The 25,932-nt window shown below is 72.1% G+C and carries 23 protein-coding genes; 15 read left to right on the top strand and 8 right to left on the bottom strand.

Annotated elements, in window-relative coordinates:
- The first annotated feature begins 93 nt into the window (after window positions 1-93).
- The 5 genes from OG948_RS47870 to OG948_RS47850 all read left to right on the top strand — a co-directional run bounded on the left by OG948_RS47870 (window position 94) and on the right by OG948_RS47850 (window position 7,836).
- Window positions 94-1,341 (top strand): cytochrome P450, encoded by a 1,248-nt coding sequence (locus OG948_RS47870; protein WP_331773542.1) that lies wholly within the window; start codon window positions 94-96, stop codon window positions 1,339-1,341.
- A 442-nt stretch (window positions 1,342-1,783) separates the two neighbouring features.
- The gene (lanA, locus tag OG948_RS47865; protein ID WP_331771312.1) at window positions 1,784-1,963 is read left to right on the top strand and encodes an SCO0268 family class II lanthipeptide; all 180 of its coding nucleotides are present in this window, start codon (window positions 1,784-1,786) and stop codon (window positions 1,961-1,963) included.
- 200 nt (window positions 1,964-2,163) lie between these two features.
- Window positions 2,164-5,352: a lantibiotic dehydratase gene (locus OG948_RS47860; RefSeq protein WP_406300665.1), complete on the top strand. Its 3,189-nt coding sequence runs from the start codon at window positions 2,164-2,166 to the stop codon at window positions 5,350-5,352.
- Entirely contained in the window at window positions 5,345-6,700 is a 1,356-nt protein-coding gene (locus OG948_RS47855; protein ID WP_331771310.1) for a lanthionine synthetase C family protein, read from the top strand. The genes OG948_RS47860 and OG948_RS47855 overlap by 8 nt, the downstream gene beginning before the upstream one ends.
- Window positions 6,701-6,756: 56 nt before the next feature.
- The gene (locus tag OG948_RS47850; RefSeq protein ID WP_406300664.1) at window positions 6,757-7,836 is read left to right on the top strand and encodes a PI-PLC domain-containing protein; all 1,080 of its coding nucleotides are present in this window, start codon (window positions 6,757-6,759) and stop codon (window positions 7,834-7,836) included.
- Window positions 7,837-8,131: 295 nt separating this feature from the next.
- On the opposite strand, the gene OG948_RS47845 is transcribed toward OG948_RS47850, so the two are convergent.
- Together OG948_RS47845 and OG948_RS47840 are read right to left on the bottom strand one after the other, a co-directional pair.
- Complete coding sequence (locus tag OG948_RS47845; RefSeq protein WP_331771308.1) at window positions 8,132-8,830, bottom strand: HU family DNA-binding protein; 699 nt, start codon at window positions 8,828-8,830, stop codon at window positions 8,132-8,134.
- A gap of 710 nt (window positions 8,831-9,540) precedes the next feature.
- A complete protein-coding gene (locus OG948_RS47840; RefSeq protein WP_331773541.1) occupies window positions 9,541-9,927 on the bottom strand; it encodes an MmcQ/YjbR family DNA-binding protein in 387 nt (128 codons plus the stop codon).
- A gap of 109 nt (window positions 9,928-10,036) precedes the next feature.
- Here OG948_RS47840 and OG948_RS47835 point away from each other — a divergent pair, with 109 nt between their 5' ends.
- The 4 genes from OG948_RS47835 to OG948_RS47820 all read left to right on the top strand — a co-directional run bounded on the left by OG948_RS47835 (window position 10,037) and on the right by OG948_RS47820 (window position 14,076).
- Window positions 10,037-10,564 carry a gamma carbonic anhydrase family protein gene (locus OG948_RS47835; protein ID WP_331771307.1) on the top strand — a complete coding sequence of 176 codons (528 nt, stop codon included), beginning with the start codon at window positions 10,037-10,039 and terminating at the stop codon, window positions 10,562-10,564.
- Window positions 10,565-11,163: 599 nt separating this feature from the next.
- Window positions 11,164-12,336, top strand: coding sequence for a globin domain-containing protein (locus OG948_RS47830; protein WP_331771306.1), 1,173 nt, complete (start codon window positions 11,164-11,166; stop codon window positions 12,334-12,336).
- Between the two features lie 201 nt (window positions 12,337-12,537).
- Window positions 12,538-13,644, top strand: a complete 1,107-nt coding sequence (locus tag OG948_RS47825; protein ID WP_331773540.1) for a nitric oxide synthase oxygenase — start codon at window positions 12,538-12,540, stop codon at window positions 13,642-13,644.
- Window positions 13,645-13,866: 222 nt separating this feature from the next.
- Complete coding sequence (locus OG948_RS47820) at window positions 13,867-14,076, top strand: cold-shock protein (protein WP_331771305.1); 210 nt, start codon at window positions 13,867-13,869, stop codon at window positions 14,074-14,076.
- Between the two features lie 135 nt (window positions 14,077-14,211).
- On the opposite strand, the gene OG948_RS47815 is transcribed toward OG948_RS47820, so the two are convergent.
- Window positions 14,212-14,598 carry a hypothetical protein gene (locus OG948_RS47815; protein WP_331771304.1) on the bottom strand — a complete coding sequence of 129 codons (387 nt, stop codon included), beginning with the start codon at window positions 14,596-14,598 and terminating at the stop codon, window positions 14,212-14,214.
- A 218-nt stretch (window positions 14,599-14,816) separates the two neighbouring features.
- Between OG948_RS47815 and OG948_RS47810 the strand changes: the two genes are divergently transcribed.
- From OG948_RS47810 to OG948_RS47800, 3 genes are all read left to right on the top strand, one after another.
- Window positions 14,817-16,772 carry an ABC1 kinase family protein gene (locus tag OG948_RS47810; RefSeq protein WP_406300902.1) on the top strand — a complete coding sequence of 652 codons (1,956 nt, stop codon included), beginning with the start codon at window positions 14,817-14,819 and terminating at the stop codon, window positions 16,770-16,772.
- Window positions 16,773-16,923: 151 nt separating this feature from the next.
- Window positions 16,924-17,628, top strand: coding sequence for a hypothetical protein (locus tag OG948_RS47805; RefSeq protein WP_331771302.1), 705 nt, complete (start codon window positions 16,924-16,926; stop codon window positions 17,626-17,628).
- Between the two features lie 283 nt (window positions 17,629-17,911).
- Window positions 17,912-18,670: a class I SAM-dependent methyltransferase gene (locus OG948_RS47800; protein WP_331771301.1), complete on the top strand. Its 759-nt coding sequence runs from the start codon at window positions 17,912-17,914 to the stop codon at window positions 18,668-18,670.
- A gap of 117 nt (window positions 18,671-18,787) precedes the next feature.
- Here the strand turns inward: OG948_RS47800 and OG948_RS47795 are convergent, their stop codons facing one another.
- Window positions 18,788-20,389 carry an ABC-F family ATP-binding cassette domain-containing protein gene (locus OG948_RS47795; protein WP_331771300.1) on the bottom strand — a complete coding sequence of 534 codons (1,602 nt, stop codon included), beginning with the start codon at window positions 20,387-20,389 and terminating at the stop codon, window positions 18,788-18,790.
- A gap of 253 nt (window positions 20,390-20,642) precedes the next feature.
- On the opposite strand from OG948_RS47795, the gene OG948_RS47790 reads away from it, so the two are divergent.
- Together OG948_RS47790 and OG948_RS47785 are read left to right on the top strand one after the other, a co-directional pair.
- Window positions 20,643-20,840 (top strand): hypothetical protein, encoded by a 198-nt coding sequence (locus OG948_RS47790; protein ID WP_331771299.1) that lies wholly within the window; start codon window positions 20,643-20,645, stop codon window positions 20,838-20,840.
- Between the two features lie 490 nt (window positions 20,841-21,330).
- On the top strand, window positions 21,331-21,552 hold the full coding sequence (locus OG948_RS47785) for a hypothetical protein (protein ID WP_331771298.1): 222 nt from the start codon (window positions 21,331-21,333) through the stop codon (window positions 21,550-21,552).
- A gap of 217 nt (window positions 21,553-21,769) precedes the next feature.
- On the opposite strand, the gene OG948_RS47780 is transcribed toward OG948_RS47785, so the two are convergent.
- The 4 genes from OG948_RS47780 to OG948_RS47765 all read right to left on the bottom strand — a co-directional run bounded on the left by OG948_RS47780 (window position 21,770) and on the right by OG948_RS47765 (window position 25,177).
- The gene (locus OG948_RS47780) at window positions 21,770-22,780 is read right to left on the bottom strand and encodes a DUF6777 domain-containing protein (protein ID WP_331771297.1); all 1,011 of its coding nucleotides are present in this window, start codon (window positions 22,778-22,780) and stop codon (window positions 21,770-21,772) included.
- 644 nt (window positions 22,781-23,424) lie between these two features.
- The gene (locus tag OG948_RS47775) at window positions 23,425-24,087 is read right to left on the bottom strand and encodes an SDR family oxidoreductase (RefSeq protein WP_331771296.1); all 663 of its coding nucleotides are present in this window, start codon (window positions 24,085-24,087) and stop codon (window positions 23,425-23,427) included.
- A gap of 59 nt (window positions 24,088-24,146) precedes the next feature.
- Window positions 24,147-24,455, bottom strand: a complete 309-nt coding sequence (locus tag OG948_RS47770; RefSeq protein WP_331771295.1) for an AzlD domain-containing protein — start codon at window positions 24,453-24,455, stop codon at window positions 24,147-24,149.
- A complete protein-coding gene (locus OG948_RS47765) occupies window positions 24,455-25,177 on the bottom strand; it encodes an AzlC family ABC transporter permease (protein ID WP_331771294.1) in 723 nt (240 codons plus the stop codon). The genes OG948_RS47770 and OG948_RS47765 overlap by 1 nt, the downstream gene beginning before the upstream one ends.
- A 67-nt stretch (window positions 25,178-25,244) precedes the next feature.
- On the opposite strand from OG948_RS47765, the gene OG948_RS47760 reads away from it, so the two are divergent.
- On the top strand, window positions 25,245-25,832 hold the full coding sequence (locus tag OG948_RS47760) for a helix-turn-helix domain-containing protein (protein ID WP_331771293.1): 588 nt from the start codon (window positions 25,245-25,247) through the stop codon (window positions 25,830-25,832).
- Window positions 25,833-25,932: the final 100 nt, after the last annotated feature.

The raw sequence follows: 25,932 nt of genomic DNA, 5'->3' as shown, positions 1-25,932 counted from the left end.
GCCGATCCGCGCCGCCGCGCCCGCACCCCGCCGATCCCCCCGCGAGGAGTCTTCGTGAGCACCCCCACCACCGCCGCCGCGGTCCCCGAGCCGATGCCCCTCGACGAGATCGACCTCGCCGACAACGACCGTTTCCTGGACGGCGAAACGCCGTGGCGGATGTTCCACACGCTGCGCCGCGAGGACCCCGTGCACTGGCAACCCGAACCGGCCCCCAACAGCGGGTTCTGGGCACTGACCCGGCACGCGGACATCGTCGCCGTCGACCGCGACCCGGACACCTTCACCTCCACGCGGTTCACCAACCTCGAGGAGGTCGACGACTCGCAGATCGCCATCCGTCGCTCGCTGCTGGAGACCGACGGGCTGCGCCACACCGCGCTGCGCAAGCTGCTCCAGAAGCAGTTCACCCCGCGCGCGATCGCCGACTACGGCACGTTCCTGCGCGGGCTCACCGCCCGCACGCTGGACACCGCGCTGGCCAAGGGCACCTTCGACTTCGTGCACGAGGTCAGCGCCGACTTCCCGATCAACGTGCTGGCCGAGATGCTGGACGTGCCCGGCGAGGACACCGGCAGGCTGATCGACTGGGGCAACCGGATCATCGGCAACACCGACCCGGACTACGCGGACGTGCTCCTGGAGAGCAGCGAGAGCGAGCGCTACCGCGAACTGCCCTTCCGCAGTCCAGCCTCCTTGGAAGTCTTCGAGTACGGACGGGAGTTGGCCGCCAAACGGCGCGGCGGCGCGGGCACCGACCTGGTCAGCCGCCTGGTCAACCAGGCCCCCTCGGACGGTGTCCCGCTGTCCGGACACGACTTCGACAACTACTTCCTGCTGCTGGTCGTGGCCGGCAACGAGACCACCCGGCACGCCATCTCGCACTCGATGCTCGCGCTGCTGCGCAACCCGGGGCAGTTGGAGCTGCTGCGGGAGAACCTCGCGCTGATGCCGGACGCGGTCGAGGAGTTCCTGCGCTGGGCATCCCCCGTGTACCACTTCCGCCGCACCGCGACGCGCGACACCGAACTGGGCGGCAGGTCGATCCGCGCGGGCGACAAGGTGGTGCTGTGGTTCGCCTCGGGCAACCGGGACGAGGCGGTGTTCGAGAACCCGTACGACTTCGACGTCACCCGCCGCCACGTCGACCACGTCACCTTCGGCAAGGGCGGCCCGCACTTCTGTCTCGGCAACGCGCTCGCCCGCCTGGAGATGCGCGTCATGTTCGAGGAACTCCTGCCGCGCATCGCCGACATCCGCCTGGCGGGCGAGGTCCGCCGGGTCCGCTCGAACTTCGTCAACGGCATCAAGGAACTCCCGGTGACGGTGACCCTGGCCTAGCGCCCGAACCTTGGGGCCCGGAGCCGACCCCCGGCCCGAACGGCCCCGAATCGCCCCCGAAGATCATTTCCGATTCGATCCCGCGGATCATTCGAACGAATTGAACGGGAGGCTACGGCGCGGGCCGAAAAATTGCCGCGTGGAATGTTCTCGACGCAGAAGGTGTCAACGAAATCGGTTAACGGTGATTCACCGGTCGATCTCGTCGAGACGAAGGCGACCCCCTCGTGAAGAAGCCGGACGAGCCCACCTCCACCCGACATCCTTGCAGGGTAGGAGCCTGATGCGGCTTCCACAGGGAGATTTCCGGCCGGTACGAATGGCCAATAATCGTTCTTGTTCGGCCGCCTATTCAACGCTTAGCGTCCTCCCCGGGATCAAACAGATCTCCTCGAATCGCAGTGCCCACCAAAGCACTGCGACCGATATCGCGGGAGTTGTCATGAACGACAAGATTCTGCTCGAAGAAACCACCGAGACGCGCGACTTCGCCGACCTGGACCTCGACGTCCGCATCGCGGACGGCGAGCTCGAGGCGTCCGCCTTCGGCTCGGCCGGCGGTGGCTGGACGTCGCCGAGCACGTACGGTGTGCAGTCGCGCTGTCCGCTCTGCTGCGCCTGACCTGATAGTTCCGGGGGCGGGCGGGTCTGCCCGCCCCCGGGTGTCGATCTCCGGCGAGAGCCGGTCACACGGGCATGGGGTCGGTGCGGAACACGGTGCGACACTCCGAGCGGAATCCTGGGCGCGGCGACGGTCCGAACGAGGGACGACCCGACACGCCGAGCAGCGAATACGAACCGGCGGGCCTCGTCTTCGTGCGCATGGCGAGTGTGCCGCGCGCGGAGACCGACCCGGGCCCGGACCCCGTCGAGCCGGTCGGGCACACGGCCGACGCGCACACCCTCGAGGGACTGCGGCGGATCACCGCCGACCCGCTGCTGCGCGAGGCCGTCAGGGTCGCCAGCGGCAGTTTGTCCGCCGCCCTGGACCGGATCGACGAGGGCATCGACCCCGGCCCCAAGCGGCTGGCCGGCACCGCCCTGTCGGTGACCCGGTACGCGCTGCGGATGGCCGGTCGACCCACCCCGTTCGGCCTGTTCGCGGGCGTGACCGCGGCCCGCCTGGGCGCGTCCGCCCACGTGAGCGTGCACGGCCCCGGCGGCAAGGCGGTCCGCCTGGACGCCGGTCGACTCGACGAGCGGGTCCGGGACTGGCTCGCCGCCCCCGAGGTCCGACGCCGCGTCGACGTGCTGCTCAACGACCTGTGCCGGGTGCGCGGCGACCGCCTGGTGCTGGCCGGACCCGAACACGAGATCTCGGTACGACACAGCCCCCTGGTCGCACACCTGCGTACGATCGCGACCCACCCCGTCCCGTACGAGACCCTGCTCGACCGGGTCGGCGAGGCCTTCCCCGGCGCGCCGCGCGATCGCCTCGACGCCTCGGTGGCGCAACTGCTGCGGCACGGCTTCCTGCTCAGCTCGATCACCCCGCACCGCCTGGACGACGCGCTGCTCGATCGCATCGACGGCGCCGTCGAGGACCTGCCGGACGTGGCACGGGAGTTCCGCGCCACCCGGGCCGCCGTGCGCGAGTACGAGAAGGCCCGCCCCGGCGAGGGCACCGCGCCCTGGCGCCGGTTGATGGCCCTGGTCGATCCGCACACCGACGCCGCCCATCCGCCGGTCCAGGTGGATCTGCGGATGGACGCCGAACTCACCCTGCCCCGGGCCGTGGCCGAGGAGGCGGGCACCTACGCCGGCGCGATGTGGGCCCTGTCCGACGCGTGGGTCACCCATGAACACATGCGCGACTACCGCAACCGCTTCGTCGAGCGGTACGGCACCACCCGCACCGTCCCGCTGGCCGAACTCGTCGACCCGCACCGAGGGCTGGGCTTCCCGACCGGCTACGGCGAACGCCTCGCCGTGGGCGACCGGCCCACCACCGGCTACCGGCCCGGCCGCGACCGACGCGTACTGACCGCCGAACTGGTCCAGGACGCCCTGCTGCGCGAGGACCGCGAGCTGCGGCTCACCCCGGAGCTGATCGACCGGCTGGCCGACACCGCACAGTCCGAGCACGGCGAGCCCGCCACGCCGCCGAACTCGCTCGACCTGTGCTTCCAACTGCTCGCGCACGACGTCGCCGACCTGGACCGGGGCCGGTTCAAGCTGGTCGCCACCCCGCACGCGGGTTCGTGGGTGGCCGGCTCGATGGCCGGCCGCTTCGCCGAACTCACGCACAGTACCGAAGAGTTGGCCAGGCTGGTGCACGCCGCGGCGGACCCCGGCACGCTGCCCGCCCAGGTGACGTTCCGGCCGCACACCGCCCGCGCGCTGAACATGATCCAGGTACCCGAACTGCTGCCCCACCACATCCCGGTCGGGGTGTACGCCGATCGGCGCGATCCGCACTGTCTGGACTGGCGCGCGTTGCTCGTGGGCGTCGACGCCCACGGCCTGACGCTGACCCTGGCCGAGACCGGACAACGGGTGATGCCCGTGGTGCCGCACATGCTGGCGCTGGATCGCGAGGCGCCCAAGGTGGTCCGGCTGATGGTCGACATCGTCTTCGGCCGGTCTCGGACCTGGACCGGCTGGGACTGGGCGGGCCTGGAGGCGCTGCCGCTGCTGCCCCGGGTGAGCTTCGGCCGGGTCGTCGCCGCGCCGCGCCGCTGGACCCCGGACCACGCGATGCGCGCGGCGGTCGAGGATCCGCGCGAGTTCGACCGCGCGCTGCGCGAATGGAGCGATCGGTACGGCGTGCCGGACCGGATCCAGGTGGTGCATTGGGACCGGGTCTACGGGCTCGACCTGGGTGAGTCCTGGCACCGCACGCTGCTGCGCCACGAGGTGCGCAAGGGCCGGCTCGCCCTGTTCGAGGATCTGACCGAAGACGGTCGCGGCTTCGGCTGGGCCGACGGGCACGGCACCGAGGTGGTCGTCCCGCTGACCCGCCGACCCGGGGCCGGCACACCGACCGCGACCGCGCGGGCGACACCCGCGCGCGGCGCCGAACCTGCCGACGCCGATTACCGTCTGCCGGGCGAGGACTGGCTGTTCGCGAAGCTGTACGCGACCTCGGACACGCACGACGAGCTGCTCCGGGTGCATCTGCCCGCGCTGCTCGCCGAGGTCGGCGAGCGGGTCGACCGCTGGTTCTTCATCCGCTACGTGGACCCGGAGCCGCACATCCGGATCCGGCTGCACGGCGATCCGACGGCGCTGGCCGAGCACGTGCTGCCGGAACTGGCGCGGCGCGTACGGGCGATGCGCGAGGCGGGCGCGATCCGCACGATGGCGCTGGACGTGTACGAGCCGGAGACCGAACGCTACGGCGGGCCGGACGCGTTGGCGGCGGCCGAGCGCCTGTTCACGCTGGACAGCAGGTCGGCGCTCGCCCAACTGGGCCTGCGGGCACGCGGCGCGCTCGCGGTGCCGGACGAGGTGCTGATCGCGGTCAACCACGCACTGCTGCTGGAGAGCCTGGGCGATTGGGACTGGCCCTCGTGGGTGCGGTACGCGCTCGCCAAGGAACCCGACCAGCGCGGGTTCCGCCGGCATCGCGCCCTGGTCCGGGAGCTGATCCGGCCGGGCCGCACGGCCGCGGCGGTCGGTGAGCGGCTGGGCGTCCCGGCACTGGCCGAGTTGTGGTCCCGGCCGCCGTACGGCCGGGCGTACGGGGAGATCGTGCTGTCCGACGCGGGTCGCCGACCGGCCGGCGCCGCGCACGAGAACGCCGTACTCGGGCTGTTGCACATGCAGCACAACCGGCTGCTCGGCATCGACCGGGCGGGCGAACAGCGCGGTTACGCGATCCTGCGCGGCATCGCGTGCGACCACCTGGGACGGCTCGCGCACGCGCCGGCGCGGCCCGGTGCCGCGAACGCGGGTGCGACGCGATCGCGCGTCGCGAACACGGGTGCCACCGGCTCCGCCGCCGCGGGTTCCGGTGCCACGGGTTCCGGTGTCACGCACGACGCGGAGAGGGGTGGTCGGGATGGCTGAGCCGACGGCGGCCGGCGGCACGGCGGTGGGCACGAGCGCCGAACCCCGCCACGCGGAGCGGGCGCGGGCGATCGTGGCCCGGGTGTTGGACCGGCTGGCCGATCCGGCGGCCGTCGCCGCCGACACCGAGGTGCTGGCCGACGCCTCCCGGGACGGCGACGAGCAGCCGCTGTGGACGGACCTGTCGCTCTCCAGCGGGTTCCCCGGCGTCTCCCTGGCCTTCAGCGGCAGCACCCGGCGCGGCCCCGGACACGCCGAGCGCGCGCACGCCCACCTGGCTCGGGCGATGGCCGTACTGGCCCGGGAGCGCTTCCCGGCAGGCGGCATCTTCACCGGTCCGGGGTCGGTCGCCTTCGCCACCCTGGTCGCGCACCGGGCGACCGGCGGGTACGTGAGCGCGCTGACCCGGATGGACGAGCACCAGCGCCGGGTGGTCCGGGCCGCCCTGCCGCGCCCGCGCGGCACCGCACCGCTCGCCACCAACGGCGAGTTCGAGACCGTCCGCGGACTGACCGGGATCGGCCGCTACCTGCTGGCCCGCGACGCCGACGGCGACGAGTTGCGGATGGTGCTGTCCTACCTCGTCGGGCTGGCCGAAGGCGAGATCCTCCACCGCGGTCGCAAGGTGCCGCGCTGGTGGACCCTGGCGGCGCCCAAGCTGGGCCAGGAGGTCGAGATGCCCGCCGGGCATCTGAACCTGGGCCTGTCGCACGGCGTCGCGGGACCGCTGGCACTGCTCGCGCTGACCTGGCGCGCGGGCGTACGGGTTCCGGGGCAACCGGCCGCGATCGAGCGGCTGGTGGCGCTGCTGGCCCAATGCGCGGTCCCCGCCGGCGACGGCCTGTGGTGGCCGGCCTATCGCACCCTGGAGCAGTGGGCGTCCGAGCCCGACCCCGACTCCCCGGCGCAGCGCCCGTCCTGGTGCTACGGCGTCCCCGGGGTGTCGCGCGCGGTGCAGTTGGCGGCGCTCGCCCTCGACCGGCCCGACTGGCACGACCTCACCCGCCGTTCGGTGTCCGGTCTGCTCGGCACGCCGATCGCGGAGTGGGGCATCGACGATCCGGCGTTGTGCCACGGCTGGGGCGGACTGATGCACCTGCTCGGTCTGCTGGCCGAACACCTCGACGACGCCCGACTACCCACCGTCCGGGACGAGTTGGCCGCTTTGATGCTCGCCCAGTTTCACGACGAGTATCGCTTCGGCTTCCGCTCGACGATGACCCGCGTCGCGCAGGGCGTGGACGTGCCGGCGTTCCTGGAGGGCGCCGCGGGTGTCGTGCTCGCCCTGGACGCGTACGCCGAGGGTCGCACGACGGCGGGCTGGGATCAGGCGCTCCTGGTGGTGTGATGCCGGTGCGCGGAGAGGGGTCAAAAGCCGGATGGTCCCGTGTACGTTCCCCTGCCATGGACTCTTCCAGCGGTATATCGGCCGCTCCGCCCGGATCCGGCGGGCCTCCTCGATCCCCCGGCGCTTCCCGCCCGGCGGGCCGACCCCGGAACGCGCTCGTGGTGGTCGTGCTCGCCCTCCTGGCCGCCCTCGTCCCGTCCACGGCCTCCGTCGCCACGACCACCCACGCCACCGCGGCCACCCTCACCGCCGCGGAGCAACGCTGGGGCAACGACCGGCTCGACCAGGTCACTTCGCTGACCACCCACAACTCGTTCACCAACTACGAGGACTCGCGGTGGTCCTCGGTCAACCAGTCCGAGTCGGTGCGTGGGCAGTTGGATCGCGGTGTGCGCGGGCTGATGCTCGACACGCACTGGTACGAACACAGCACCGCTCTGTGCGTCATCAGCTTCGGCAGCGACTGCTACCCGAGCGACGTGTACCTGTGCCACGGCGACTGCAAGGCGTTCGCGGGGGTGACCTACGCGCTGCCCCGGCAGAGCTTCGCGGCGACGATGCAGACCGTGGTGGACTTCCTGAACGCGAATCCGCTGGAAGTGGTGACCGTGTTCCTGGAGGACTACGTCGACACCGATCGGCTGCGTCGATCCCTGGAGCGGGTGCGCGGGCTGCCGGAGCTGCTGTTCCGGCCGGACGCCGCCGGAGTGCGGGAGAACGGCTGGCCGAGGGTGGCGGACCTGGTCACCGCGAACAAGCGGCTGCTGGTGTTCTCCGACAAGCCCGGCAAGGAGGGCCTGGGGGTGATGTACGACAAGGACTGGACCGTGCAGAACTACTGGAGTCTGGGCGACCTGGGCAACGACCTGGCCTGCACGAGTCGATGGTCGGACGTGCCGCTGAACCGGACCGAGCCGGGCTTTCGTCGGTTGTTCGTGATGAGTCACTTCCGCAATGTGCCGACGATCGGGACGGCCGCCCTGGACAACGGGACCAAGCTGCGTGATCGCATCGCACAACAGTGCGGGACGGCCGCGGGCCGGAGTCCGAACTTCGTCGCCGTGGACTTCCATCGGCAGTCCGACGGGAGCGGGCATTCGCCGGCATCGATCGTCGCGGAGCTGAACGCGGGCTGAGCGGTCCGGCGGGTCGGGGCCGTACGGGTGACCGGGCCCGCTCGCATGGGCCCGACCCGCACGCCTGGGCCCGACTCGCACGAATCGGCCCGACTCGCACGCATGGGCGAGCCGGGGCGGCTGAGCGGGCCGAGGGCGGACGGGCTCCGACGGCGGTGTTGACCGGCGACACGAATGTGCCGGTCGAACCGCCGTCGGAACGCTCCGTCGGGACCCCCGAGGCGTTCCGTCGCGGCGCCCCCGGTCGGACCGCCCGGCGCGGGCGGTCCGACCATCGCATCCGACCGGGTGGTCCTCAGGCGCGCTTGGCGGTGCGAGCGCTCGTCGTGCGCTTGGCCCCGGTCGTCTTGCGGCCGGGCGTGCTGCGCGTGGTGGGCTTGGCGGTGGTCTTCTTCGCCGTCGCCTTCGCGGTGGTCTTCTTCGCGGTGGTCTTCTTGGCGGTGGTCTTCTTCGCGGTGGTCTTCTTCGCCGCGGTCGTCTTCGCGGCCGTGGTCTTCGCGGCCGCCCTGGGGGTGGCCTTCTTCGCCGTGGTCTTGCGGGCCGGGGCGGCGGTCTTGGCCGCGGTGGCCCGCGTGGTCGCCTTCTTGGCCGTCTTCTTGGCGGTGGCCTTCTTCGCGGTCGTCTTCTTGGCCGCGGCCTTCTTGCCCGCGACGGTGGTACCACCGGTCACCGTGCCCGGCGAGGCCTTCTTGATCGCGGTCTCGCCCCGGGTCAGCTTCTTGGCGCCGCCGGTGAGGTCCTTGAAGCCCTGGCCGGGGCGGAAGCGCGGCACGGAGGTCTTCTTGACCCGAACCCGTTCGCCCGTCTGGGGGTTACGGGCGTACCGGGCGGCGCGCTCGACCTTCTCGAACGAGCCGAAGCCGGTGACCGAGACCCGGTCCCCGGCGACGACCGAACGGATGATGGTGTCCAGGACCGCGTCGACCGCTTCCTCGGCCGCAGCCCGGCCGCCGAGCTTGTCGGCGATGGCTTCGACGAGTTGTGCCTTGTTCATGAGACGCCTTTCGTGGTGCGGGGGTACCGATCGCTTTCGACCGGCCGGACCATCCGACCGATCGGGTCGAACGCCGTTGCGCCAGTACCCATTTCCATGACTGTAACTCTCCGTCACACGGGGGGCATTTCGAACCGCAGCAAAGTGGTGCTCGAAACACCCCCTTGGATCAACGACGGGGGCCCGTGCGGAGATCCGCGCAACACTTCACAAATCCTGGTGTCCGGTCCCGATGTTGACCGAGCGAGGGGCGGTTTCCCCTTGTGGCACAAGGCCCGAGGCGGTGCGGACGGGTCGTGGGCCCGGCCCGGCGGCGGCCTTCGGGGGGTGCGGTAATCGGGAAATACGCGCCGACTCGCGCATCCGCCGAACGGATTTCGCGCATTCGGCGTGGCAACGGCCGTTCGTGGCCCTGATCCGCGCTCCGAGCCGCCGGCAACTCACCGAATCCGACCCACAATCGATCGCCCGCGTCCCACGCCCTCCGGAACCGCCGGTCAACCCCCGAATCGGCCGTCGCCGGACCTTCCGCGACCTCCCGAAAGGGCCTTTGACGTGCACCGATACCGGTCCGCCGGATATCCGGCCGGACCGCCGGAAGGCCCGCTTCGAAGCCCGGCGGGCGCATCGACCGCCCTCGGCCGGATTCCGCACCGCTCACAAGCCGGCGTACGCCCGCCCGGCAGGGCTTTTCGGCTCCCCCGGGGTCGCTAGGCCCCTTCCGGCCGCTGACCCGGCCAGTCCAGTTTCAGGCGTTGCAGCTTCGGCAGTTGGGCGACCACGAGGTCGTACGAGTCCTCGATCAGGTCCCGCACCAGCGTCTCCGGCAGCGAGCCGTCCAGGGTCACGGTGTTCCAGTGCCGCTTGTTCAGGTGGTAGCCGGCCTCGATCGCCGGATGCTCGGCGCGCAGCCGGATCGCGAGCTCCGGGTCGCACTTCAGGCTCACCCGCAACGGCTCCGGGTCGGTCAGCACCGAGAACGCGAAGATCTTGCCGCCCACCTTGAACGTGGACAGGTCGGGATTGCGCCCGAACGGAAACTCCTCCACGGCCCCGTTGAACCCGAGGCACATCCCCCGGAGCCGCTCCGCGCCCATCATCGGCAACCCCTGCTTGTCGACCATCCCGCCAGTATGGCGCCCATCCACCGCACTAAAGTGCGACCGCGACGGGCCGACCGAGGCCCATCCGCCGAGGAGGAGGACCATGACGAACCCGCTGATCGCCGCCGTGGGCGATCGGGAACCGCAGATCGACCCCGGCGCGTTCGTGGCCCTGAACGCGACGGTGATCGGTGCCGTCACCCTCGAAGCCGGCGCGAGCGTCTGGTACGGCGCGGTGCTGCGTGGCGACGCCGAAACCATCGTGGTGGGCCCGGACACCAACATCCAGGACAACTGCACCGTGCACAGCGACCCGGAGTTCCCGACCGTGATCGGCGCCCGCGTGTCCGTCGGCCACAACGCGGTGCTGCACGGCTGCACGATCGAGGACGACGTCCTGGTCGGGATGAACTCCACCGTCCTCAACGGCGCGCACATCGGCGCGGGCGCCCTGGTCGCCGCCGGCGCCGTGGTCTCCCAGGGCATGCGGGTGCCGCCCGGCGTGCTGGTGGCGGGCGTACCGGCCAAAATCAAGCGCGAACTCACCGAGGACGAGCGCGCCGGCATCAAGGTCAACGGTGCCGGATACCGGTTCCTGGCCCAAGCCCACGGCGAGATCACCCCGCGCTGACGTTCGTCCGCCGCGGTCCGCCGGTCCGCTCCGGCTCCGCCGAACCCCGCCGGGTTCGGCGGAGTTCGCGCGTCGGCACGCGCGTCGCGTCCCGGTGTCCGCGGACCCGTGTCGAGGAACACCGCATCCAACCCCACCAACGGCCGGCGCGCAAGGGCGCCCCGGCAGGCGGTGGTCGGCGCGTCGCCGCGAACCGAGCTCCCGGGCGTCCATCCCCCGGATCCTCGACCCGGGTCGAGCGCCGCGCCCGACACCCCCATGCCTCGCCGCCGCCCTCGCCGAACCGACCCGGCCGCGCGCCGGCCCGTCCGGCCCTCTTCGCGGCTTTCGCGTGCGCTTCGGTGCCGGCTTGAATTCGGCCTCCCACCAGGCAATTCACCTCAGCCATACGTGACCGTATGGATGCGGAGAGTGGGGTGCGAACCATGACTAACCACCCCATCAAAGACTTCTGTTCATCCATAACCGGAACCGGGCCTTCGACTTGACGCCGGTACGACAAGCCCATGATCGTGTTCCGGCCGCCGGTGTTCCGTGAAGGACTCTCGACGGAGCCGGCCGGACAACCCTCATGCGGAAGGGCTACCGATGGGCCGATTTTGGAATCTCAAGACGCAGAACTCATCCGACAAAATCTCGCGGCCGTCGCCCCCCAGGCCGCAGATGTCACGTCCCACTTCTACGCTCTCCTGTTCCTGCGGCAACCCGCGCTGCGCGACCTGTTCCCCCCGGCGATGGACGTCCAGCGCGACCGTCTGCTGCACGCGCTGATCCGCATCGTCGGTGACCTGGAGAACGCTCCGGCACTGAGCGGATTCCTCGGCCAACTCGGTCGTGACCATCGCAAGTTCGATGTCATCGCCGAGCACTACGACCTGGTCGGCGAGTGCCTGGTCGCCGCGCTCGCGCGATTCAGCGGCGACACCTGGAACGACGCCGTGCAGTCCGCCTGGGTACGCGCGTACGGCGCCGCGGCGGGCATCATGATCGGCGCGGCCGACGAGGACGCCCGGACCAACCCCCCACACTGGGCCGCGGAGATCGTCGCACACGAGAAGCCCGCCGACGACATCGCCGTGGTCACGGTGCGTCCGGACGTACCGTTTCCCTACCGGGCGGGCCAGTACACGTTCCTGGAAACCCCGTGGTGGCCACGGGTATGGCGGGCGTACTCGATCGCCAACGCGCCCGACCCGCAGGGCCTGCTCACCTTCCACGTGCGCTCGGTGCCGGCGGGCTGGGTCAGCAACGCCCTGGTACACAAGGCGAAACCGGGCGATCGGATCAAACTGGGCGCCGCCATGGGCGAGATGGTCGTCGACCACCTGGCACCCAACCCGGTGTTGTGCGTGGCGGGCGGTACGGGACTGGCGCCGCTGAAGGCCATGGTCGAGGAGATGGCCTACTACGGCACCGATCGTTTCGTCGACCTGTTCTACGGGGCCAGCGCGCACAGCGGCCTGTACGGGCTCGAAGACCTGCTGCGGCTGTCCCAGCGGGTGTCCTGGTTGCGGGTGCGGCCGGCGCTCGACGACCTGACCTTGGCGGGGATCAGCGGAGGGGTCTCCGACGTGGTCAGGGAGTACGGGCCTCGCTACGACTGCGACGCGTACCTGAGCGGGCCGCCCGCGATGGTGCTGGACAGTGCGCGCGTGTTGCGCAGGCTCGGCCTGAGCCGCAGACAGATCCACCACGACCCGGTCGTCGGGGCGTACGCCGCCGACGTCGCGGCCGAGTCGGCCACCCCGGTCGGCGCGGAGGTGCCGGGCTGACCCTTGGGCCGCCGACGCCCACGCGTACCCCACCAGATCCGAAACAGGCTCCGGCGACCCCCTGGTCGCACCGAGCCGGTTCCCAGGAGAACCTTGACCGAGCAGAGCACCACCCGGCTCCGCGGTGATCAGCCGTCGTGCCCCGAACCGCGCCACGAAGTACCCGCCCCGCCCGCCCCGCCCGCGCGTCCCCACGACACCGTGGACCTCGCGCAGGCCCTCGCGTTCCTGGACCGCTTCCATCAGGAGAGCAACTCGCCCACCGATCCCGAGGCTCGCCGGCGAGAGATCGCCGAGCAGATCCGCGAGACCGGCACCTACACCCACACCTCGGCCGAACTCACCTGGGGCGCCCGGGTCGCCTGGCGCAACTCGGCCCGCTGCATCGGCCGGTTGTACTGGAACAGCCTGTCCGTGCGCGACCGCCGGCACGTCAGTCGCCCGGACGAGGTGGCCGCCCAGTGCGCGGGTCACCTGCGCGAGACCTGGCGCGGCGGCCGGATCCGGCCCACGATCACCGTCTTCGCGCCCGACACCCCCACCGGGCCGAAGGTGCGGATCTGGAACGAGCAGCTCATCCGCTACGCCGGCTACCGCCGGGCGGACGGCAGCCTCGTGGGCGACGGCCGCAACCTGGGCATCACCGAACTCGCGTGCGAACTCGGCTGGCACGGGGCCGGCACCGACTTCGACCCGCTACCGCTGATCGTCGAGGACGAGGGCGGCGGACTCCGCGCGTACGCACTGCCCTCGGACGCGATCCGCGAGGTGGAACTGTCCCACCCCGAGCACCCCGGGTTCGCCGCGCTGGGCCTGCGCTGGCACGCGATCCCGGCGATCTCCAACATGCGCCTGGAGATCGGCGGCGTCTCCTACAGCGCGGCGCCGTTCAACGGCTGGTACATGGGCACCGAGATCGGTGCCCGCAACCTGGTCGACGCGGATCGCTACGACATGCTCCCGGCGATCGCCGCGCTGTTCGGCCTGGACACCTCCAGCGAGCGCACGCTGTGGCGGGACCGGGCCATGATCGAACTCAACCGCTCCGTGCTGCACTCGTTCGACGCGGCCGGGGCGACCATCACCGACCACCACACCGAGTCCGACCGCTTCCTGCGGCACGTGCAGCGCGAGGCGGAGGCGGGCCGCACGTGTCCGGCGGACTGGAGTTGGATCGTGCCGCCCGTCTCCGGCGGCCTGACGCCGGTCTATCACCGCTACTACGACGACTACGACGAGACCACCCATAGCCCGGCCTTCCTGCTCGACGAGGCGGCCACCCGCCGCTCGGCGGGCCGGCACCCCTGAACCGCCCGCCGGTCCGGCGATCGAGTGAATCCGGCGGACCGGGCGCATCCCGCCCGGTCCGCCGGAGCCGGGAGCACAGAGCCCGGTCGCGCCCCCGGGCGCCCACCACTTGGGTGTTTCGCCGATGCCGGGGCGGGAAATCTCGGGGGCCGCGGTCGCGATGAGGCTCCGGCCGGCGCGTCCCCCACGACGCGTCGTGGCATCAGGTGAAGGAATGGATCGATGGCAACAGGCAAAGTGAAGTGGTTCAATGCGGACAAGGGCTTCGGCTTCATCGAGCAGGACGACGGCGGCCCGGACGTGTTCGTGCACTTCTCGGCCATCAACAGCACCGGCTTCCGGCAGTTGGAGGAGAACGACCGGGTCGAGTTCGACGTCACCCAGGGCCCCAAGGGTCCCCAGGCGGAGAACGTCAGCGTCCTCAAGGGCTGACGCGGCGCGAGTCGATCGGTCGAGCACCGGGGCGTCTTCGGGACCCTCGTCCCGAAGATGCCCCGGTTCACGTTCCGCGCCGCGGCGGCGCGAGGCGCTTCGGGCGCGTCCGACGCGAGTGCGGCAGGCGTGCGTTCAGCCGCGGACGTGTGTGTCCCGGGTCGGGTCGCGGCGATCCCGGCGGCGGGCGATGGTGAGCCCGACGAAACCGGCGACGGCGAGTGCGGCGGTGAGCACCGACAGGAACAACAACAGGTCGACCGTGCCCTGATGGTCGTTCCACGGGTACGACGGGATCGTTGCGCCGGCACCGTACTCGTTGATGTCGGCCATCGACTTGCGCGCCCGCACGCCGAACCACACCGTGCCGGCGGCCACCGCGGACAGCCCGCTCAGCCCGGCCGACACGATCGGCGCCAGGTACCCGACGCCGCGCGGACGCACCGGCACGGGCACCGGCGAGGGGAACGGCGGCTGCCACGCCGGGGGCGGCGGGGTCGGGTACGACCGGCGGTTGATCATGGACCACATCCTGGGCCGGCGCCGGATCGGCCGGCCTGAGTACCCGTACTCGGATTCGCGTCGCGTGCACGCCCGGACGATAGGTTCTCCTGCGCACTTGCGTGATCACTCGGGGAAGGTCTCATCGGCATGTCGCGAAGATTGTCGCCGTCCGGCGGCGGACGCATCGAACTCGATCGCTTCCGGTGGTGCCCGTGCTGAGCGCGGCCGACGCCGATGTGAACCCCGCCGTGTTGTGGCCGGCCACCGCGATCACCGCGCTCCTGCTCACCCTCGGACTGGCCTGGGGTGCCCGGCGGTTGCTCGGGCTGCCGGTGGGCACACGCCGCACGCTCGCCGCGGGGCTGCTCGGACTCGTGGTGTCGTGGGCACTCGGCGGCAGCGTCCAGCGGCACAACCCCGGCGTCTTCATGACCATCACACTCGGCGTGGCGCTGCTCGCCGCGATGACCTTCATCGTGGTGACCGAGGCGCTCGTCCCGAGCGGATCGTGGCCGGGCACGGTCGAGTTCGTCCGCGGACTGCGCCGCCGCTTCGCGCGCGGACGCCGCTATTCGCAGATCAGTCGGATCGCGGCCAGGCACGGACTCGGGCCCTACCTGCGCGGACGCCGGGCCGATCGGACGAACCGGCGGGCCGGCCTGGCCCGCTCGTTGCAGGAGGCGCTCCAGGACGGTGGAGTCACCTTCGTCAAGCTCGGCCAGGTGTTGTCCACCCGCCGCGACCTGCTGCCGGTCGAGTTCGTGGACGCGCTCGCGCTGCTCCAGCACCGCGTCGCGCCCGCGCCCTGGGCGGAGGTGGAGCGGGTACTGACCGCCGAACTGGGCGCGCCGGTGACCGAGGTGTTCGCCGAGTTCGATCCCGAGCCGCTCGCGGCCGCGTCGATCGCCCAGGTCCATCGCGCCCGGCTGCGTTCCGGCGCCGAGGTGGTGGTCAAGGTGCAGCGCCCGGGGATCGGGCCGATCGTCGAGCGGGATCTGGACATCCTGGCCCGCCTGGCGACGAGCCTGGACCGGCGCACCACGTGGGGGCACGCGCTGGGGCTGGTCGAGCTCGCCGACGGCTTCGCGGTGGCGCTGCGCGAGGAGTTGGACTTCCGGATCGAGGCGCGCAACACCGCTGCCGTGACCGCCGCCGGCGCCGGACGGCGCGACGCCCGGCTGATCCTGCCCGGGCTGCATCCCGAGCTGAGCACCGCGCGGGTGCTCGTGCTCGACCGGCTGGACGGCATACCGCTGGGCGGCGCCATCGCGACGCTGGACGAGCGCGGGGTCGATCGGGGCGAGTTGGCCCGGATGTTGTTGGGCGAGTTGTTGCGGCAGCTCATGTTCGACGGGATCTTCCACGCCGACCCGCACCCGGGCAACATAATGTTGCTCGCCGACGGCCGGTTGGCGCTGCTCGACTTCGGCTCGGTGGGCCGGATCGACGCGCAACTGCGGGCCGGACTCCAGGAACTGCTGCTCGCGCTCGGCCGTGCCGATCCGGCCGCGATGTCCGACGCGCTGCTCCAGGTGGTGACCCGTCCGGCGGAGTTGGACGAGCAGCGGCTGCAACGCGCGCTGGGCCAGTTCATGGCCCGCCATCTCAGCGCGGGCCTGGCGCCGGATCTGGCCATGTTCACCGATCTGTTCCGGCTGGTGTCCGCGTTCGAGTTGACCGTGGCACCGGAGATCGCCGCCGTCTTTCGGTCGTTGGCCACCGCCGAGGGCACGCTGACCGGGATCGAACCGGGCTTCGACATCTTCGCCGAGGCGCGCGGCTACGCGACCAAGCACGTCACCGACCGCTTGGAGCCGGCCGGTCTGCGCGATGCCGCGACCAGCGAACTGATGCATCTGCTACCGGTGTTGCGCCGCCTCCCGCGGCGCTTCGAGCGGGTGACGGGAGCGCTGGAAGAGGGTCGGCTGGGGGTCAACGTCCGGTTGCTGGCCGACGAACGCGACCGCCGCGTGCTCACCTCCATGCTGCACCGGACGCTGCTGACGGTGCTCGGCGCGACGGCCGGGATCATGGCCGTGCTGCTGCTGGGTACCGAGGGCGGGCCGCGGGTGGGCGACAGTGTGGGCCTGTACCAACTGTTCGGCTACAACCTGCTGGTGGTGAGCTGTGTCCTGGTCCTGCGCGTGTTGTTCGGCATCTTCCGGGCGGAACGCGCGGACGCGCGAACATGACGCCGGGGCCGCAGCGGGCTCCGGCACGGGAGTCGGCACGGGAGTCGGCCACCTTCCGCCCGCAGTCGCTCCGGTAGCTTGACCGTTTCATGATCGTTTCGTTCGGCGTCATGCCGTCCCACACCACTCGGCCATCCCAGGGGGACCCTCGATGAAGCGTTGGCCCGCAGCCCTCGTCCTCGCGTTCGGCATCACCATAGGCACCGGCGGCGCCCAGACCGCGGTCGCCGCCACGTCGCACGCTCCCGCGTGCGCGGCCGACGCCTCGCCCGGACACACCCGCCGACACCTGCCGGACGCGGAGATCTTCGTCACCGACAACACCGCGGTGATCAGCGATCCGAACGATCCCCGGCTGAACACCTCCTTGAACCGGTTCGCGTGCGAGGTGCGGGCGATCGTCCGCGCGCACGGCGCCGACCCGGAGAAGTCCTCGCTGCTCGACGGCGTGTTCTGGTCCGGCGACCTGCAGAACACCACCTACGAGCGCTCGCGCGAGTTCGACGTCGACGACATCGACGCCGCGCGGCTCAACCGCATCGCCGAGGTGCTGCGCAAGCGCTACGCCCAGGAGTCGGTGCTGACGTTCGAGTACCTGCGCGCCGACTCGCCGCGTGCGGACGCGATCGAGGTCGAGGTGCCGGGCGTGAACGTACAGCGCCTGCACGACGGGCTGGCCGCCGACCCCGAGGCGCGCGACCGCCTGTTCGGCGGCTCGGTCACCGTCCGCGGCGGCACACTGATCCTGGTCGCGGACCGCGCGGACGCCGAGTTGGTCCGCCGCTTCGTCGGCACCCTGGGCGGCGACTGGTCCAAGGCCACGATCCACCACGGCGATCGCGAGTTCGTCGGCTAGGTCGGGTCGGGGTCGGGGTCGGGGTCGAGGTCGGAACGGGCCGACGGCTCCGGAACATCGAGAACCGGCCCGACGCGCCGGCCGGCGCGTCGGGCCGGCGCGCCGGGCGGGCCCTGCCGGCGGGGTGATTCGGCTTCGCCGGCGATCCGGCCACTGCTTCGTTCGGGGACCGAACTACCTTGACTGTGAGGGGAGTTGCTCAGGCGGTACCGACCCGCCGGCCGGTCCGGGAGGCGGGGCCTGATTCTTGGTGTTCTCGATCTTTCACGGTAATGATTCGGCTATGTCACGCACCTTTGAGGATCTGTTGGCCGAGGCCGAGTCGGCCTCCGTGGACGGCTGGGACTTCTCCTGGCTCGACGGGCGGGCCACCGAAGCGCGCCCCTCGTGGGGCTACCGGCGACTGATGGGCGAGCGGCTGGGGAGCGTGTCGGCGGCGCTGGACATCCAGACCGGCGGCGGCGAGGTGCTCGCCGCGGCGCCCAGGTTGCCGACGACGATGGTCGCCACCGAGTCCTGGCCGCCGAACCTGGCCAAGGCCACCCGGTTGTTGCACCCGCTCGGCGCGGTCGTGGTCGCCGATCCGGACGAGCCGCCGCTGCCGTTCGCCGACGCCGCGTTCGACCTGGTCACCAGTCGGCATCCGGCCACGGTGTGGTGGACCGAGATCGCCCGCGTGCTGCGCCCCGGCGGCACGTACCTCGCCCAACACGTGGGTCCCGCGTCGGTGTTCGAACTGGTCGAGTACTTCCTCGGGCCGCAGCCCGAGGCCCGCGAACATCGACACCCCGACACCGAGAGCGCCGACGCGCGGGCGGCCGGGCTGGAGATCGTGGATCTGCGCTCGGAGCGGTTGCGGATGGAGTTCTTCGACATCGGCGCGGTGGTCTACTTCCTGCGCAAGGTGATCTGGATGGTGCCCGGCTTCACCGTGGACGCCTACCGGAACCGGCTCCGTGACCTGCACGAACTCATCGAGCGGGACGGCCCGTTCGTCGCCCACTCGGCCCGGTTTCTGATCGAGGCGCGCCGGGCCGGCTGAGCGGGCCCGAGGTGGTCGGAGCCGGTCGCGGCCGGTCGGAGTCGAACAGGGCCGGTCGGAGCCGGACGGCGGACGGGCCGGGTGGGTCGGACCCGTCCGCCGACGGCCGCCGGTGGGTCAGGCGAGCGCGACCAGGTCCAGGTGGTCCGTGCTCCACAGGTCCTCGGCGGCGTCCGGGAGCAGCAGCACCCGATCCGGGCGCAGCGCCTCGATCGCGCCCCGGTCGTGGGTGACCATCACGATCGCGCCGGGATAGGTGCCGACCGCCGCGAGCACCTCGTCCCTGGAGGCCGGGTCGAGGTTGTTGGTGGGCTCGTCGAGCAGCAGCACGTTGGCGCCCGAGTGGACCAGGCCGGCCAACGCGAGCCGGGTCTTCTCGCCGCCGGAGAGCACCTCGGCCCGCTTGTCCGCGTCGTCCCCGGTGAACAGGAACCCGCCCAGCACCTGCCGTACTTCACCTTCGCTCAGGTGCGGGGCCGCCGCGGCCAGGTTCTCGCGGACCGAACGGGTGGGGTCCAGGGTGTCGTGTTCCTGGGCGAAATAGCCCAGGCGCAGCCCGGTGCCGGCCACCACGCGCCCCCCGTCCGGTGTCTCGTGCCCGGCGAGGACGCGCAGCAGGGTGGTCTTGCCGGCACCGTTGAGGCCGAGTACGACCAGCCGGCTGCCTCGGTCGACGGCCAGGTCGACGCCAGTCAGCACGCGGTGGTCGCCGTAGGACTTGGTCAGGCTGATCGCGCCCAGCGGGATGCGCCCGCAGGGTGCCGGTTCGGGCAGCCGGATGCGGGCGTGCCGGTCGGCGCGCCGGGCCGGTTCCAGGTCGGCCAACATCCGGTCCGCGCGGCGGGCCATGTTGCGCGCGGCCACCGCGGTCGCGACGTTGGCGCGCATCCGGTCCGCCTGGGCGTGCAGGGACGCGGCCTTGCGTTCGGCGTTGGCCCGCTCGCGGGTCCGCCGGCGTTCGTCCGCGGCGCGCTGCGCGAGATGGCCGGACCACCCGGTGTTGTGCACATCGACTGCGGCGCGCTGCGGGTCGAGGTGGAAGACCCGGTTGACGGTGGCGGCAAGCAGCGAAGTGTCGTGGCTGATCAGCACCAGACCGCCCCGGTGGGCGAGCAGAAAGCCGCGCAGCCAGTCGATCGAGTCGGCGTCGAGGTGGTTGGTCGGCTCGTCCAGGAGCAGCGTGCCGTGGTCGGCGAACAGGATGCGGGCCAGTTCGACGCGGCGTCGTTGGCCGCCGGAGAGCGTGCCGACGGGTTGGTCCAACACCCGTTCCGGCAGGCCGAGGCCGGCCGCGACCCGGGCCGCCTCGGCCTCGCCCGCGTAGCCGCCGCGCGCCTGGAATTCCGCCTCGGCCCGAACGTAGGCGCGCATCGCCCGCTCCAGCGCGACCGGGCCGACCGCGTCGGCCAGCGCGGTCTCGGCCGCCCGCAACGCGCGGTCCGCCCGGTCCAGGCCGCGTGCGGATCGGATCCGGTCGGTGACGGTGACCGTCCGGTCGGCCGCGCGGGAGTCCTGGGACAGGTGGCCGAGCGAGCCGGTACGGGTGACGGTTCCGGTGGCCGGCCGGACCCTGCCGGCCACGGTGTCCAGCAGGGTGGTCTTGCCCGCGCCGTTGCGGCCGACCAGGCCGATCCGGTCGCCGGGGGCGATGTGGAAGTTGACGTCGGACAGCAGCAGGCGGGCACCGACGCGTAGGTCGACACCGCGAAGGGTGATCATGGGATTACGCTCCGAGATGGCAAGAGGACACACGGGTGACGTGTAAGCGGGTCCTCTTGCTAGGACAGTCGGGGCGTAGACATGCGGTCAGGCTAACAACCCGCGCCCGGGGGCTGTCCAAGCCTTTTTTCGCGTGGCGGGGGCGCGCTTCGTGTACCGGGCGGACGAGCGGGCGGCGCCGGTCGGGCCCGGTGTACGGGTCCGGGCGGGTGACAGGGCGTAGCCCGGGGGCGATCTGCGCGTTGAGCAGGGTATGACGCACACTCGACGCATTCTGGCCACCATCCTGCTGACCGCGGGGGCCGCCGCGCTCGCCGCGCCGGTCGCGAACGCCACACCCGGCACGGACATCGCCCTGAACACCCCGGATCACACGCCGCCGGCGAGCGACGGCGCCGACGCGGCCCTCGACGCCACGGTGTCTTCGCTGATGGGCGGCCTCAAGCACTGACCACGGCGCCGGCAACGACCCGGGACGGTCCCCGCGACCCGGGCGGCGGCGGACGTGTCCCGACGGGAGGCGACCGCCACCCGGCACCGAAGGGATTTTCGGCCTGGGCACCGCATGTTCCCGCCGACTTGCGACCGTGAAGCTGACTCTCCGAAGCTCACCGGTAACTTGTGGTTGTCATCGCCACACCGGGAGCGCGAGGCTCCATGGGGACATGCGGCGCCTGGGGGACCACCTTGCGCACCCGCCAGTTCGCGGCGGCCGTCGGTACCGCCACGACACCAGCGTCCGGGCGCGAACTGGCGCAAGGATCACGCGCACAAGCCCGCCCGGCTGAATGCGCCCGCCGCCGAACAGAGCGGACCGCCGGACCGCTTGGCCGAGTTGCGGCGCACGGCCGGGCCCGACGAGGGGCTGACCGAGGATGCGTTGGCGAGCGTCGCGCCGTCCCTGTTCGGCGCGGGCACGGTGAGCACCTCGGCGTTTCCGGATGCACGCGGCGCTCACGCTGGTCCGACAACCGGAGTTGGTGCGATGGCTGCGCGATCGTCCGCGGGACATCGGGGTCGCCGTCGAGGAACTGCCGCGGGTCGACCTGTCCATCGGTGACGGGCTGCCGCGCCTGGCACCGGCGGACGTACCGGTCGGCGACGTGGTGGTGCGCGCGGGCGAACTGGTCCTGGTGCCGAGGTGGCGATGTCCGCCCCGGTGAACCGGTTGCCGGCCGTTCCGGTGGATCGGTTGGTCCGGCGGACCGGTTTCATCAAGCGCCTCCCGGAGCGCCTGCCGGTCCTGTGGTGAGCGTAGGGACGGCGAAGGATCACTGATCGGCCTGGGCTCGGCCGACGTGCCCGCCCCGCACGTCGGCCGGGTCCGGGATCCGCGGCGCGGGGGTGGGCCGACGGGAGCGAGTCGGCCCACCCCCGCCGTCAGCGGAGCGCGGGGACCACCGACGCGGCGGCCGGACTGGCGGGTTTGGCGGACTTGCCACCGGTGCCTGCCGACGTGGGCGGCCGGCGGGTGCCGGTCGAGGTGGACGCGGACGTCGAGGTGGAGCGCGACGACGCGCTTCCGCTCGGGCCGGTGACGCCGGCGCTGCCCGTGGGGCCGCTCGGAGTCGCCTTCTTGTCTCGCTCGGGCAGCGGCGGCGGGGTCGCGGTGGGCGCGTCCCGGTCCCCCGCGCTGCCGGGCGGTCGGGCGACGGCGAGGTCCGGCCGGGTCGGGTCGGTGATCACGAACGTCTTCACCGGCTGCTTGGCCTTCTTCACCGTCGTGGGCTTGGATCCGGTCCGCTTCCAGGAGGCGTCGGCGGTGTCGAGACGTACGTGGGCGGCGTCCTTCTCCGGCCCGGCCAACGGGTTTCCGCAATTGCACTTGACCACCGGCTGTCCGAGCTCGTCGATCAGCACCGCGGTACCGGCTTGGAGGATCGCGTCGAAGGCCACCAGCGCACCGTTCTTGAGCGTGTGATTACGCACGAGGGTGTCGGTGCGCAGCACGACCGGCGTAAGCCGCGTCACGAACGCGCGGATGGCGGGTGTGCCGGCGACCTTGAGCACCTTCATCCACCGGGTCGCGGGCACCAGATTGGCGGCCAGGCCGAGGAATTGGATCAGCTGCTCCTTGTCGCAGATCCGCGCCTTGTTGGAGCCGCCGAACAAACCGGGGGTGTCGCCGGACAGATTGGCGGCGGACACCTTGGGACGCAGACCGAGCGCGTCCAGCCCGAAGTTGACCGAGAAGAACGGATCGGCGCCCAGGTCGCCCGCCACGACCCCGACCACCTTCGACACCTTCGAGTCCTCGCAACCGGACGCGGCACCGAGCAGCAGCGCACACGCGGTGAAGACGGCGACCAGGGCGGCGTACCAGGGGCGACGGCGAACCCGCCCACCGACACCTCCGGTTCGCCTGCGCGCAGGCGGTGGCCAAGCCTCCATCGCATCCCCCCGAAACGACGGCGCGGAACCTCCCGGTCCCGCTCTCACTTCCATGATGCGACAAATCGCCCCGCGCGGTGAGTCAAATCCCCATCTTTCGCGATTCGACCGCACGACGCGCGGCGAGGCAACGGAGGCGGGTGGTGCGGGCGAAGGGAACGCCGGGGGCGGGGAGTTGCGGCGTGGCGCGGCGATGCGCAGCGGTGCCGCGGGCTGGGCGTGGGGCCGGACGCGCGGGGCGGCGGGCGGATGGGGCGAGGCCCGGGATTCGACCGCTCCACGAGAGCGGAGGCGCGGCGAGGCGACGAGATCCCGTGGGCCGCGCGTGGGCCGCGCGGGCGAAGGCAACGGGGTGCTCGACCGGACGATGGGGCGCCGGAGGCGGGGAGTTGCGGGATGACGCAGCGATGGCGCGGACTCGGCGTGGGGCGGACGCGCGGGGCGGCGGGCGGATGGGGCGAGGCCCGGGATTCGACCGCCCTACGGGACCGGAGGTGCGGCGAACGCGACGGGGCCGGGTGGTCCGGACGAAGGAGCCTCTGGGGGCGGGGAGTTGCGGCGTGGCGCAGCAATGCGCAGCGATGGCGCGGGCTGGGCGTGGAGCCGGACGCGCGGGGCGGTGGGGCGTGGGGCGAGGCCCGGGTTCAGCGCCGGGCGAGTGCGGCGATCGTTTCCGGGATCGGGGTCGGGCCCTCGACCAGGTCCAACGTGCGTCCGGCCGTGGCCGGTTCGTCCAGGAGTGCCACCAGGACCGCGGCGACGTCGTCGCGGGTGACCGCGCCGCGGTCGGTGTGCTCGGCGAGGGTGACCAGGCCGGTGCCCGGGTCGTCGGTGAGTCGTCCCGGGCACAGGATCGTCCAGTCCAGATTCGCGCGGGACCGCACGTCCGCGTCCGCCGCGCCCTTGGCGCGCAGGTAGGCCGCGAACACCTCGTCCGTACCGGCGGGCGGTTCGCGGTCCGTGCCCATCGCCGACACGACCACGAACCGCCGCACGCCCGCCTGTTCGGCCGCGTCCGCACACAGCGTCGCGGCGCCTCGATCCACGGTGTCCTTGCGGGCGATCCCGCTGCCGGGCCCCGCCCCCGCCGCGAACACCACGGCATCGGCGCCGGCCAGGTGCCCGGCGACCTCCGCCACGGTGGCCGTCTCGAGATCGCAGACGATGGGTCGGATGCCGCGTTCGACCAGGTCGGATTGTTGCGCCGGGTCGCGGATGAGCCCCGCCGCCTCGTCGCCCCGCTCGGCGAGCAACGCCCCCAGACGCAGACCGATTCGACCGTGTCCACCCGCGATGACATAGCGCATGAGGATCATGCTAGTGCCGCGCCCGGCAACGTTTGCCCCGTCCGAAGGACCTCCGTGGATCAGGACACGCCCGCCAGGCGCAGCAGTGCGGTGGTGGCGATCGCCGCGAGCACCACCACCGGGAACGGCGCGCGGCGGATCGCCAGGATGCCCGCGACCAGGACGCCGGCCGGGCGGGACCAGCCGGCGAAGTCCCGCGTCTCGGTGAGGGTGCCGATGGTGGTCAGCGCGATCAGGAGAACGGCGGCGGCCATCGCGAGCAGGCGGTGGGCGTGGTCGGGGAGGTGCAGGCGGTCTCGGCTGAGCGGGCCGACCAGGCGGAAGGCGTAGGTGCCGGCGGCGAGAAGGGCGATGGCGAGCAACGGCATCAGGACGGCTCCCGGGTCGAGTCGGTGGACGTGGGCCGGGCGGCGGGGCGGGAGGCGCGCAGGTAGGGGGTCAGGCCGAGGAGCGCGAGCAGGACCGGCAGGCCGGCGGGTAGGAACGGGGTGCAGGCGAGCGCGACGGCCGCGCCGAGAAGCGCCGCGTTGCGGGTGTCGCGGTCGCGGAGCGCGGGCAGCACCAGCGCCAGCAGGACGGCGGGGAAGGCCGCGTCCAGACCCAGCGCGGCGGGGTCGCCGAGGCCGGTACCGGCCAGTGCGCCGACCGCGACCGACAGATTCCAGATGGCGAACAGGCCGACCCCGCAGACCCGGAAGGCCGCGCGGCGCAGCGCCGGGTCGGCGTGCCGCAGCGCGAAGGCCACCGTTTCGTCGGTGATCAGGTGCGCGCCCGGCAGTCGGGTCCACCCGCGCCGGCGGTCGTCGAGTACGTCCGCGACGGCGAAGCCGAACGGCAGCAGCCGGGCGTTGAGGACCAGTCCGGCCAGGACGGCGGCCACCGGGCTGCCACCGGCGAGCACGACGCCGACGGCGGCGAACTGGGCGCCGCCCGCGAAGACGAGCACGGACATGAAGATCGGTACCCACGGCGCGAGCCCACCCGCGACGGCGATGGCCCCGAAGGAGGCGCCGACCACGGCGTCGGCGACGCAGACGAGGAGGATGTCGCGGAGGGTGGCCCGATCGAGTGTTCGGTATGACGAACGCATGTCCGGTACAGTGAACGAAGTGGTATGCGTTCGTCAAGTCGAACAAAGTGAAGTCTGGAGCGAACACATGGCCGGCAACCTGCCCTCCGACCCCGCCGCCGAGCCCACCGCCGGCCCGATCGCGATGATCGCGGCGTCCGTGCGACGCGAGCGCGAGCGCGCGGGGGTGTCACTGACCGAGCTGGCCAGGCGCGCCCGGATCGCCAAGTCCACGCTGTCCCAGCTCGAAGCCGGTGTCGGCAATCCCAGCGTGGAGACGTTGTGGGCGCTGGCCGTCGCGCTCGGCGTACCGTTCAGTCGTCTCGTGGAACCACCGCACTCGAACGTCCGGGTGATCCGCGCCGGCGGCGGATCGGTCACCCACTCGGAACAGGCCGACTACGCGGCCACGCTGCTCGCCACGAGCCCGCCCAACGCGCGCCGCGACGTGTACCGCGTGGTGGCCCAGCCCGGCGAACCGCGAACGTCCGAGCCGCACGGTCCCGGCACCACGGAACACGTGGTCCTCGCCACCGGCCGCGCCCTGGTCGGCCCGGTCGAGGCCCCCGTCGAACTCGCGCCCGGCGACTACATCGCCTACCCCGGCGACGCGCCGCACATCTTCGAGGCGCTGGCACCGGACACCTCGGCGGTCCTGATCTCGGAACACATCTGACGCCCGGACACATCCGACACCCGGGCATTTCCGACGCCCGAACGCATCAGACGCCCGGGCACATCCGACACCCTCGACGGCCCCCGCGACGGCCCCCGCG

The sequence above is a fragment of the Embleya sp. NBC_00888 genome, assembly GCF_045207655.1.
In the GTDB taxonomy this organism is placed as follows: domain Bacteria; phylum Actinomycetota; class Actinomycetes; order Streptomycetales; family Streptomycetaceae; genus Embleya.
The sequence above is the reverse complement of the archived record's forward strand: the minus strand, read 5'-3'. Positions and strand labels throughout refer to the sequence as shown.

What these genes read in the sequence shown, in the direction of transcription:
- OG948_RS47870 (WP_331773542.1), top strand. Translation starts at nt 94, where the DNA reads ATGCCCCTCGACGAGATCGACCTCGCCGACAACGACCGTTTCCTGGAC.
- lanA (WP_331771312.1), top strand. Translation starts at nt 1,784, where the DNA reads ATGAACGACAAGATTCTGCTCGAAGAAACCACCGAGACGCGCGACTTC.
- OG948_RS47860 (WP_406300665.1), top strand. Translation starts at nt 2,164, where the DNA reads ATGGCGAGTGTGCCGCGCGCGGAGACCGACCCGGGCCCGGACCCCGTC.
- OG948_RS47855 (WP_331771310.1), top strand. Translation starts at nt 5,345, where the DNA reads ATGGCTGAGCCGACGGCGGCCGGCGGCACGGCGGTGGGCACGAGCGCC.
- OG948_RS47850 (WP_406300664.1), top strand. Translation starts at nt 6,757, where the DNA reads ATGGACTCTTCCAGCGGTATATCGGCCGCTCCGCCCGGATCCGGCGGG.
- OG948_RS47845 (WP_331771308.1), bottom strand. Translation starts at nt 8,830, where the DNA reads ATGAACAAGGCACAACTCGTCGAAGCCATCGCCGACAAGCTCGGCGGC.
- OG948_RS47840 (WP_331773541.1), bottom strand. Translation starts at nt 9,927, where the DNA reads ATGGGCGCGGAGCGGCTCCGGGGGATGTGCCTCGGGTTCAACGGGGCC.
- OG948_RS47835 (WP_331771307.1), top strand. Translation starts at nt 10,037, where the DNA reads ATGACGAACCCGCTGATCGCCGCCGTGGGCGATCGGGAACCGCAGATC.
- OG948_RS47820 (WP_331771305.1), top strand. Translation starts at nt 13,867, where the DNA reads ATGGCAACAGGCAAAGTGAAGTGGTTCAATGCGGACAAGGGCTTCGGC.
- OG948_RS47815 (WP_331771304.1), bottom strand. Translation starts at nt 14,598, where the DNA reads ATGATCAACCGCCGGTCGTACCCGACCCCGCCGCCCCCGGCGTGGCAG.
- OG948_RS47805 (WP_331771302.1), top strand. Translation starts at nt 16,924, where the DNA reads ATGAAGCGTTGGCCCGCAGCCCTCGTCCTCGCGTTCGGCATCACCATA.
- OG948_RS47800 (WP_331771301.1), top strand. Translation starts at nt 17,912, where the DNA reads ATGTCACGCACCTTTGAGGATCTGTTGGCCGAGGCCGAGTCGGCCTCC.
- OG948_RS47795 (WP_331771300.1), bottom strand. Translation starts at nt 20,389, where the DNA reads ATGATCACCCTTCGCGGTGTCGACCTACGCGTCGGTGCCCGCCTGCTG.
- OG948_RS47790 (WP_331771299.1), top strand. Translation starts at nt 20,643, where the DNA reads ATGACGCACACTCGACGCATTCTGGCCACCATCCTGCTGACCGCGGGG.
- OG948_RS47785 (WP_331771298.1), top strand. Translation starts at nt 21,331, where the DNA reads ATGCACGCGGCGCTCACGCTGGTCCGACAACCGGAGTTGGTGCGATGG.
- OG948_RS47780 (WP_331771297.1), bottom strand. Translation starts at nt 22,780, where the DNA reads ATGGAGGCTTGGCCACCGCCTGCGCGCAGGCGAACCGGAGGTGTCGGT.
- OG948_RS47775 (WP_331771296.1), bottom strand. Translation starts at nt 24,087, where the DNA reads ATGCGCTATGTCATCGCGGGTGGACACGGTCGAATCGGTCTGCGTCTG.
- OG948_RS47770 (WP_331771295.1), bottom strand. Translation starts at nt 24,455, where the DNA reads ATGCCGTTGCTCGCCATCGCCCTTCTCGCCGCCGGCACCTACGCCTTC.
- OG948_RS47765 (WP_331771294.1), bottom strand. Translation starts at nt 25,177, where the DNA reads ATGCGTTCGTCATACCGAACACTCGATCGGGCCACCCTCCGCGACATC.
- OG948_RS47760 (WP_331771293.1), top strand. Translation starts at nt 25,245, where the DNA reads ATGGCCGGCAACCTGCCCTCCGACCCCGCCGCCGAGCCCACCGCCGGC.